Origin of the sequence: Pseudomonas sp. D47 (assembly GCF_045447305.1) — a bacterium.
Taxonomy (GTDB): domain Bacteria; phylum Pseudomonadota; class Gammaproteobacteria; order Pseudomonadales; family Pseudomonadaceae; genus Aquipseudomonas.
Genome location: NZ_JBJGXU010000048.1, coordinates 1 through 7,707 on the forward strand (window position 1 = coordinate 1; position 7,707 = coordinate 7,707).

Consider the following 7,707-nt stretch of genomic DNA (forward strand, 5'->3'; position numbering starts at 1 on the left):
CCTAGCCACTTGTGCGCCTCATAGACGCGATCCAGGCCGCCAAACAGACTCTCAATTACGCCCCAGCGACTGGCCAGCAGGCAGGCAGCTGCCATGTAAACCAGTGCGCTAGTCCCGAGAATCAAGCTAAGCGTTGCTGACGTCAGCCAAGTATCGACAGGTATGTCTATCAGCAGCAGTGCCGCTGTAATCAGCAAGATTGCGAGTATGCAGTGCGAGGCTTTCAACGCGAATGCTCCAATTATCAATCCGGTGTTAAAAGACTGAAATCTCACCTTCCTTGGAATTTTCAGGGGCTTCAGACCCTAGCAGAACGCTGAAACAGGGCTATGACCTCAGTCATGATCAGGGCGAAAATCCAAATGAGTCCGCTCGTACACACCACCACTCTGCATACTGGGCATCCCGACGTGTTTCCTGAACACTTAGACCAACATGTCCTCTTTGCTTTTTTATTGGGCAATGGGTTCATCGCCCTATGGGCCAAGTGCGCTAGGCGGGGAAAACGCATCGGTTGACGCGTTTCTCGATGCGGCGGCTTCTTGAGCAGCGGCCAGCACGCGACCTGCCCAGGCGGACGCAGGGGTATCGAACGTATGGCAGCGCTGTGCAGCCATTTTGTTGGCTAGGAAGTTTTATGAGTGAGGCGAGCACGACCTTCAACCCGACGTTCAACCTTGCTATTGCCCAACACAGCCCCATAACTACCCCTGTACCCATTCAGCACAAGGACAAACCATGACCAACCAAACCGAAACCGCCATCCTCGCCGGCGGCTGCTTCTGGGGCATGCAAGACCTGTTGCGACGCTACCCTGGCGTGCTGAGCACGCGAGTCGGCTACACCGGTGGCGATGTGCCGAATGCCACCTACCGCAACCATGGCAACCATGCCGAAGCGATTGAGATTGTCTTTGATCCTGCGGTGATCACTTACCGGCAGATTCTTGAGTTCTTTTTTCAGATACACGACCCCAGCACGCCTAACCGGCAGGGCAATGACCTGGGGCCAGGCTACCGTTCAGCGATTTATTACCTGAGTGAACAACAACGGGACATTGCCGAAGACACCGCTGCCGACGTGGATGCCTCCAAGTTATGGCCGGGCCGGGTGGTCACTGAAATAGAGCCGGCGGGGCCGTTTTGGGAGGCAGAGCCGGAGCATCAGGATTACCTGGAGAGGATACCGAATGGCTATACCTGTCACTTCATTCGGCCGAATTGGAAGTTACCGAAGCGTGCCTGAGGGTGAGTAGTACCAGAGAAAAATGGGGCAGACCACGATCCGGGAAACCGTATAAACGTGGTCTGGCCCCGGCCTCCCACACTGGTCATCCCAGGATGGGGACGTAGAGCGAAGAATATGCCCATCACACTCAAGTTAGTCCTCGCTCAACCAAGCGACGTAGACGATCTAGTCGCCATTCGAATTGAGGCTATGCGCGAAAGTTTGGAGCGTGTCGGGCGATTTGACCCAGTGCGGGCGCGCGAGCGGTTTGTGAGCGGCTTTGAAGCCCACAACACCCGTTTCATTGAAGTGGCTGGAAACAAGGTTGGCTTTGTGGTGGTCAAGCATCACCCCAATGAACTCGTGCTCGACCATTTATACGTGCGACCGAGCGCGCAAGGATCAGGAATAGGCGCTGCGGTGCTCACTCAGATTTTCAACGAGGCAGATGCGGCGGCACTGCCTATTAAAGTAGGTGCCCTCAAAGAAAGCGCCTCTAATCGTTTTTACACTCGCCATGGCTTCCAGTTCGTCGAAAGCAGCGAATTCGACAATTATTATGTCCGTCAGAACGTTACGACGGGCAACGCAGCTTGCCGGCAGGGTGAAATGCATTGAATCCCACGCCCTCCTTGTAGAGAATCGCCGTCTTTGGCTCGAAAGGATGCGCGCGATGAAGTTCGAAGGGACTTTCCAATACATAGGCAATCACGGGATCGTTTTCAACGTATCGCAGATCATCCTCACCGACAACGAACGCGGACGCCTGCGCGAGCTGCATTTTGGCGAAGCGAAAGCCGCCCACTACGAGGTCAACAGCAAGGTCGTCGAGGTGTACGACAAAATGTTGGCCAAGGGCCTGCCGTGCATGATGATGGTCGGCATCTCCAAGCCGCTGACCCGGCAACAGGGCGATGTGCTCAATGCGCAACGCACCAAGGTCGCTAACCTTGCCGCCGCGGCCTTCGCTTCCGCCACCTCTTATGTTGCTACCCCTTACGTGGGTGCGCCTGTCGGGGCCGGCGTGCGCATGTATGCCAATCAAATCCTGCCCACCTACCACGCAGGCGACGTACTGGTCAGCATCGAGGCGCAGGTCAACGGCGGTATCGGCCCGCAACGCACCGCCTCGACACTGATCATCAAGACCTGACGGGAAAAACCCATGTCCGAAATTACCCAGTTGGTCATTGCCCTGGTGCTGTTCTTTTTGTTGGATCGGTTTCTTAAGTCGTATCCGCTGCGCAAGTGGCTGGGGGTGTTGCTGGTGCTGTGCGGTGCGGTCGGTTGCGTTGCTGCGAGCCAGCTGCGCTTGGTAGGGTTTGATCTAGGATTGTTGTCGATCTTTGCCGTGGCGGTCGGGGTGGGGTTGTTCCTGAAGCGTCGGCGGTTTGAGCAGATTGGCTGAAGGCGGGCCGGCACATGGATAGACTTGAGCGCTTGAACGAACTGCTGCGAGAGCATGACTGTGTCATCGCCATCGACATACAGTTCGAAGACTTCAAATACGACCTGGCGTTGACGCTATCCGTCGATACAACAGACTGGAATGCCGTGACGATACATTTTCAGGATGTCAGCGCGCTCAACCTCAGCGAGTTTGGCGGCGGAATTACCCAATTTATGCGCCTCAATGTGACGCGCATAGATGATGGGCTCGACAGAATTCGGTATGAGCTCAGAGATGTCAGGCACGAGAAGATAACGTTCAGGTTCTTCACCTTCGGTGGGCCGATGTTTGACGGGGCCGCAGGCGAAGCTTGATAACAGTGGTCGCCGTGGAAATGCGGGTGGAGTATTTCGGCGTTAGCGATATTCAAGGCAGAAGGGCGCAGTGATGCAGTCGGAACAGGCCAGGCTGTTGGCACTGGGCTCTGCTTTCTCACCACAGCAATGCTTCAACTTCGTCATATTTGTCAGCCACTTTAAGAAAAGTGTTCGCCCAACCACTGCTGAGACTGAGTTCCTGGAGTGGGCCGGTTACTGCGAATAGCACAGAGACGTCCAACTTTCTGGGAAGCTTTCCCGATCTGAGCACGCTGACCAAAACCATCAGCTCGGCCTTTGCCTGATCCTCGTCTTCCCAGCTGGACCAGCAGAACTCATTGTCGGGAAGCGAAATCAGCTCAATAGCGGCTTCCAGCACATGGATGAGACTTCCAACCGGGTCGTCACGATTGATCTCCCCATGAATCAACTGCCTTACACGGTCATGGTTCATAAAGGGCTGCCGTCTCACTGTGCTCACGCGGGCACTGCTGGAGGGTTTGATTATCGAAATAGGCGTGCCTATCGGGAGAGGTGTTGAGGAAACAGCGCTTCATACGGAGGCGACGAAATACCCAGAACGTTGACCTCGATAACATCCTCGAAGTCCTTCTCCGAGTAATCCAGGATGGCGACGCCTGAACAATCAATCACCAGGCCTTCCTCGGTTTGAACAGACAGTAACAAAGCGGACTGATCGCGGTGATTGTTGCGGCATTCACTGTGGATCAATCGATAGCCATCGGCGGGCTCGAAGGCGCCGAAGGCAACACCCATCGAAGGGTCACCCTGTTCAAGCGCTGAATAGCCGACCAAAATCGATCCGCTGTAAATTGAGAAGCGCGCCATGTGATTACTCCTTCATTAGCCGTGCGGCATTGATTATGGTCGCTTCATAGGCATGCTTTTCGAAGGCAAAGGGCCCAACGCCATCGATGATGACGGGCTCTTCATACCCGTTCTCGTAAGCAAAGGCGTACCACGTAAAGCCGTCATCACTCTGGCTGACCTGCACTGAGTAAGCGCCACAACTGATATCGCCGCACTCGGGGCAAACGTACAGCAGGACACGGCCGCTTTCCGTTCCGGCGGGTTCGCGCAAAAGCAAACGAGCGCAAGACAGGTCGTTTGCCTCAGGAAAGCCTTTGACGAAACAGCTCATATAGTCTGAGTGGTCACCGCCAGCGGTGACGAGCGTATTGAGCAACGAACATTGGTTAATCAGAAAATCAATTGAACACCGTTCGGCCACCGCGCAACCGTTCAAGTCGCTTCCCGGGCGAAGCAGTGGTTGAAGTGTGAGGGGGCTGATGTCCATTTTTGCGAGCCTGTATGCGCTGCGAATGTGTGAGGTTACCTAAATAACCGAAGGATGGAAGACGTCAGGTAACGGCTATTAACCTGTAGTTCAACCTTGGTGTGGGCCCGCATGGTTTCATAGCTAAGCCCGTATCAATTGTGGGTACAGCCCATCACCAGCCAACCTCTAAGTTCCTCAGGCTCACCGTGCATAGAAAATCTAATCGCATCGCCAAATCGTAATCGAGGCTGGCTTACGCTTACCGCTCGATGTCCGGACAAGGAATGCCTCGATGATTCGCCACGCCTCACCCGCAGACGCCAGGGCCATTGCCCAAGTGCACATCAGCAGTTGGCAGCAAGCCTATCGCGACCTGATGCCCGCCGACTACTTGAACTCATTGGGTGCGACGCTGGCCAGGCGGGAGTCGTTTTGGATTAGTTCGATTGAATCCGGCGAATCCAATGTATGGGTCGCGCAGGTGAACAAACAGGTGGTCGGCTGGATATCCGTCGGCGCCAGTCGTGATGAAGATGCCCATGCGGATAACACCGGTGAAGTCATGGCCATCTACGTTGAAGCAGAGCATTGGCAAACCGGCGTTGGGCTGGCGTTGTGGAACGCAGGCTTACAGTTTTTGACTGAGCAAGGGTTTCAACACTTGACGCTCTGGGTCTTGGCGCGCAATGAACGGGCGATCCGGTTTTATCGCAGGGCAGGCTGCGTTGAGGATGCGGGGAGTGAGCGCACGCTTGAGCGCGGTGGTGTGAAGCTGGTCGAGGTGAGGTATCGGTTGCCGTGTATTCGGTTGGGTTAGGCGAGATGGGAGGCAGGCCACTCTTTTAAATGTGGCCTGCGCCCGGTCATACCGTTGAACGCTAAGTACCCGCTACAGCCGCCTCCCGCTCCATCAACCTATCCATCAACAAAACCCCCAACTCACTCAACTGGTGAATCGCCAGCGCCACATCGCGCTGTTTCCCGGTCAGGTCCTCCGACAGGTCAAGCAGCAAGGCGGTCACCGAGGAAAAGGTTTCGTAGCTGTTGGTGATCAGTGTTTCGTTGCTGGCGTCGGCGGCAACGCTGAACAAACCCGGCGGTGGTGAAGGTGGGTCAGATTCTGAGTTGAGATAGCGATCAATCGCGCGATGCGCAGCCTGATTGAGTTTCAGGTCCGGCTCGTTTGTAGGGTTAGGCGTTATTTTGAACATGATGTAATTCCTGAATGGGGCCGCCACCCTTTCGCTACTACACAAGAAGGGTGGCAGCTGTACGCAGGTTAGTAGACCGGGGAATTACACAAAGCCGGCGCACCCGAAGGCGCCCTACGCACAGCCACCATCAGGCACAGACAGGAACGTCTGATAGATGAAGCTCATGCACTAAGTGTAATTGACCCTAGGGCTACTAAACCCGATCACTGAGTTTTCAGCGACCGAGCAACCTTAGAGACGCCCACCCAAGCGCACAAGCCAGCGGATTCTGACTTAACCGTAGGCAACGGAGCAAGGCGCTGTCGCCTCGGACTTTCCTCTTTCAGGGCTTGTTGTAGGACATGTCCTTATTGCCCTTTATCCCTGCATCAGTCCTGACACATTTTTATACGTTTAATTGACGCCAGCATTTCGCCATCCTATTATCGCCGCCAATTAGTGGCTCAGTGCCATATAGAGGGATCTAGAAATGTGGCGTTTGGAACGCCGGACCAGGCTTGGCCTGCTGTCCGCTTTTTTTTGCCTGGGCTTTCCCGGAGTCGCACACGCCGCGCCGCCGCAGAATACCCCGGGCATCACCGATCTGATTCGCGACCGCCAGGACCGCCTGCTCGAAGAGCAGCAGCGGCGGCTCGAAGAACTCAAAGACCTGCCCGGCAAATCCGCCGCGCCTGCAACGCCGAACACGCCCGTGGATACCCGTTGCTTCCCGATCAAAACCATCGAACTCTCCGGCGCCGACGCGCTGCCCGAAGGCGAGCGCGCCGCGCTGATCAAGCCCTATATCGGCCAATGCCTGGGCGTGCCGCAGCTCAATGAAGTGCTCAAGGTCATCACCGACCGCTACTTGGCCAGAGGTTGGGTCACCAGCCGCGCCTACCTGCCACAGCAGGACCTCTCCAGCGGCAACCTCAAGATCCAGGTGGTCGAAGGTAAGCTCGAAAGTTTGAAAGGTGCCGAGGGCAGCGGCATCACCGACCGCCAGTTGGCGATGAGTTTCCCCGGCAAAACCGGCGAGTTGCTCAACCTGCGCGAAATCGAGCAGATGGTCGACCAACTCAACCGCCTGCCGTCGAACCAGGCGCAGATGGAACTGGCGCCGGGCAAGGCCGTGGGCGGCAGTGATGTGCTGGTCAAAAACACCGCGCAGAAGCCCTGGCGCGTCGGGCTGTCGCGCCACAACGGCGGTCAGCGCAGCACCGGCGAACAGCAGTGGGGCGCCAGTCTGGATTGGGATAATCCTCTCGGCCTGGCCGACCAACTGTCGCTGCGCGGCGGTCACGATGCCGTCAGCGATCACCAGAAAACCTCACGCAATTCGATGCTCAATTACAGCCTGCCGTTCGGCTGGTGGACCCTCACCTACAGCTACAACGAGAGCGAATACCGCTCCCAGGCCCAGGCGAATAATTTCACGTTCAAGCAGACCGGCGACAGCCAGAACCACCAGTTGCGCCTGGAGCGCGTCATCCATCGTGACGCCCTGAGTAAAACCTCCCTGAGCACCGGCGTGGCTTATCTGCGCACCAACAACTTCATCGAAGACAGCAAGCTGGCGCTGAGCAGCAACCGCCTCAGCGAAGCGCAGTTCGGCATCAACCACGGTCGCCGGATTGGCAGCTCGTTCCTCAACATCGACCTCGGTATGCAAAACGGCATCGGCGCGTTTGACGCTCAAGCCAATCACGACCCCAAGCCCGGCCAGGCCGATGCGCGCTATCGCAAATACACCGCCACGGTCAGCTACCTGTACCCGTTCAAGCTGTGGGGCGAGTCGCTCAGTTTCAGCAGCTTGATGACCGGCCAGCACAGCGAAGACGTGCTGTTCAGCCCGCAGCGCATGAGCCTGGGTGGGCAGTCGTCGATTCGCGGCTACAAAGACCAGATGCTCGCCGGCGACAGCGGCGGCTACTGGCGCAACGACTTGCGCTGGAGCCGCCCGGTGACCTGGGCCTGGCTGCAACCAGTATTCAGCGAATACGGCACCAGCCTCGGTTACGACCAGGGCGTGATCAGCCACGGCCGCTACAACGCCGAGCAGCATGGGCGCATGAGCAGCAACTCGCTGGACCTGTTCGCACGCGGCAAGAACGTCGCGGCCACGGTGACCTTTGCCCACTCTTTGGAACGACCGGCTGCTATCACGGAACGTGAAGCGCCGATCTATTTCCGTATGGATTTTTTCCTTTAAATTTTTTA

Annotated in this window: 11 protein-coding genes and 1 pseudogene; 7 read left to right on the plus strand and 5 right to left on the minus strand. The window is 56.6% G+C overall.

Going from position 1 to position 7,707, the window contains the following annotated elements; all coding sequences use genetic code 11:
- Window positions 1-227, minus strand: a pseudogene (locus ACI77I_RS24015) (oxidoreductase); the annotation flags it as partial.
- Between the two features lie 511 nt (window positions 228-738).
- On the opposite strand from ACI77I_RS24015, the gene msrA reads away from it, so the two are divergent.
- From msrA to ACI77I_RS24040, 5 genes are all read left to right on the plus strand, one after another.
- Window positions 739-1,245, plus strand: coding sequence for a peptide-methionine (S)-S-oxide reductase MsrA (gene msrA, locus ACI77I_RS24020; RefSeq protein WP_406979476.1), 507 nt, complete (start codon window positions 739-741; stop codon window positions 1,243-1,245).
- A 117-nt stretch (window positions 1,246-1,362) separates the two neighbouring features.
- Window positions 1,363-1,845: a GNAT family N-acetyltransferase gene (locus ACI77I_RS24025; RefSeq protein ID WP_242151391.1), complete on the plus strand. Its 483-nt coding sequence runs from the start codon at window positions 1,363-1,365 to the stop codon at window positions 1,843-1,845.
- A 55-nt stretch (window positions 1,846-1,900) separates the two neighbouring features.
- Window positions 1,901-2,380 carry a hypothetical protein gene (locus ACI77I_RS24030; RefSeq protein WP_242151387.1) on the plus strand — a complete coding sequence of 160 codons (480 nt, stop codon included), beginning with the start codon at window positions 1,901-1,903 and terminating at the stop codon, window positions 2,378-2,380.
- A gap of 12 nt (window positions 2,381-2,392) precedes the next feature.
- Window positions 2,393-2,635, plus strand: coding sequence for a hypothetical protein (locus ACI77I_RS24035; RefSeq protein ID WP_263273637.1), 243 nt, complete (start codon window positions 2,393-2,395; stop codon window positions 2,633-2,635).
- 14 nt (window positions 2,636-2,649) lie between these two features.
- The gene (locus tag ACI77I_RS24040) at window positions 2,650-2,991 is read left to right on the plus strand and encodes a hypothetical protein (protein WP_263273636.1); all 342 of its coding nucleotides are present in this window, start codon (window positions 2,650-2,652) and stop codon (window positions 2,989-2,991) included.
- A gap of 118 nt (window positions 2,992-3,109) precedes the next feature.
- Here ACI77I_RS24040 and ACI77I_RS24045 read toward each other — a convergent pair whose 3' ends face one another.
- From ACI77I_RS24045 to ACI77I_RS24055, 3 genes are all read right to left on the minus strand, one after another.
- The gene (locus tag ACI77I_RS24045; RefSeq protein ID WP_263273635.1) at window positions 3,110-3,448 is read right to left on the minus strand and encodes a hypothetical protein; all 339 of its coding nucleotides are present in this window, start codon (window positions 3,446-3,448) and stop codon (window positions 3,110-3,112) included.
- Between the two features lie 68 nt (window positions 3,449-3,516).
- Entirely contained in the window at window positions 3,517-3,843 is a 327-nt protein-coding gene (locus ACI77I_RS24050; protein ID WP_242151376.1) for a hypothetical protein, read from the minus strand.
- Window positions 3,844-3,847: 4 nt separating this feature from the next.
- Window positions 3,848-4,312, minus strand: coding sequence for a hypothetical protein (locus tag ACI77I_RS24055; protein WP_263273633.1), 465 nt, complete (start codon window positions 4,310-4,312; stop codon window positions 3,848-3,850).
- A gap of 274 nt (window positions 4,313-4,586) precedes the next feature.
- On the opposite strand from ACI77I_RS24055, the gene ACI77I_RS24060 reads away from it, so the two are divergent.
- Window positions 4,587-5,111 carry an N-acetyltransferase family protein gene (locus ACI77I_RS24060; protein WP_406998609.1) on the plus strand — a complete coding sequence of 175 codons (525 nt, stop codon included), beginning with the start codon at window positions 4,587-4,589 and terminating at the stop codon, window positions 5,109-5,111.
- A 61-nt stretch (window positions 5,112-5,172) separates the two neighbouring features.
- On the opposite strand, the gene ACI77I_RS24065 is transcribed toward ACI77I_RS24060, so the two are convergent.
- Window positions 5,173-5,505, minus strand: a complete 333-nt coding sequence (locus ACI77I_RS24065; protein ID WP_406998611.1) for a DUF6124 family protein — start codon at window positions 5,503-5,505, stop codon at window positions 5,173-5,175.
- Between the two features lie 472 nt (window positions 5,506-5,977).
- Between ACI77I_RS24065 and ACI77I_RS24070 the strand changes: the two genes are divergently transcribed.
- The gene (locus ACI77I_RS24070; RefSeq protein WP_406998613.1) at window positions 5,978-7,699 is read left to right on the plus strand and encodes a ShlB/FhaC/HecB family hemolysin secretion/activation protein; all 1,722 of its coding nucleotides are present in this window, start codon (window positions 5,978-5,980) and stop codon (window positions 7,697-7,699) included.
- Window positions 7,700-7,707 lie beyond the last annotated feature (8 nt).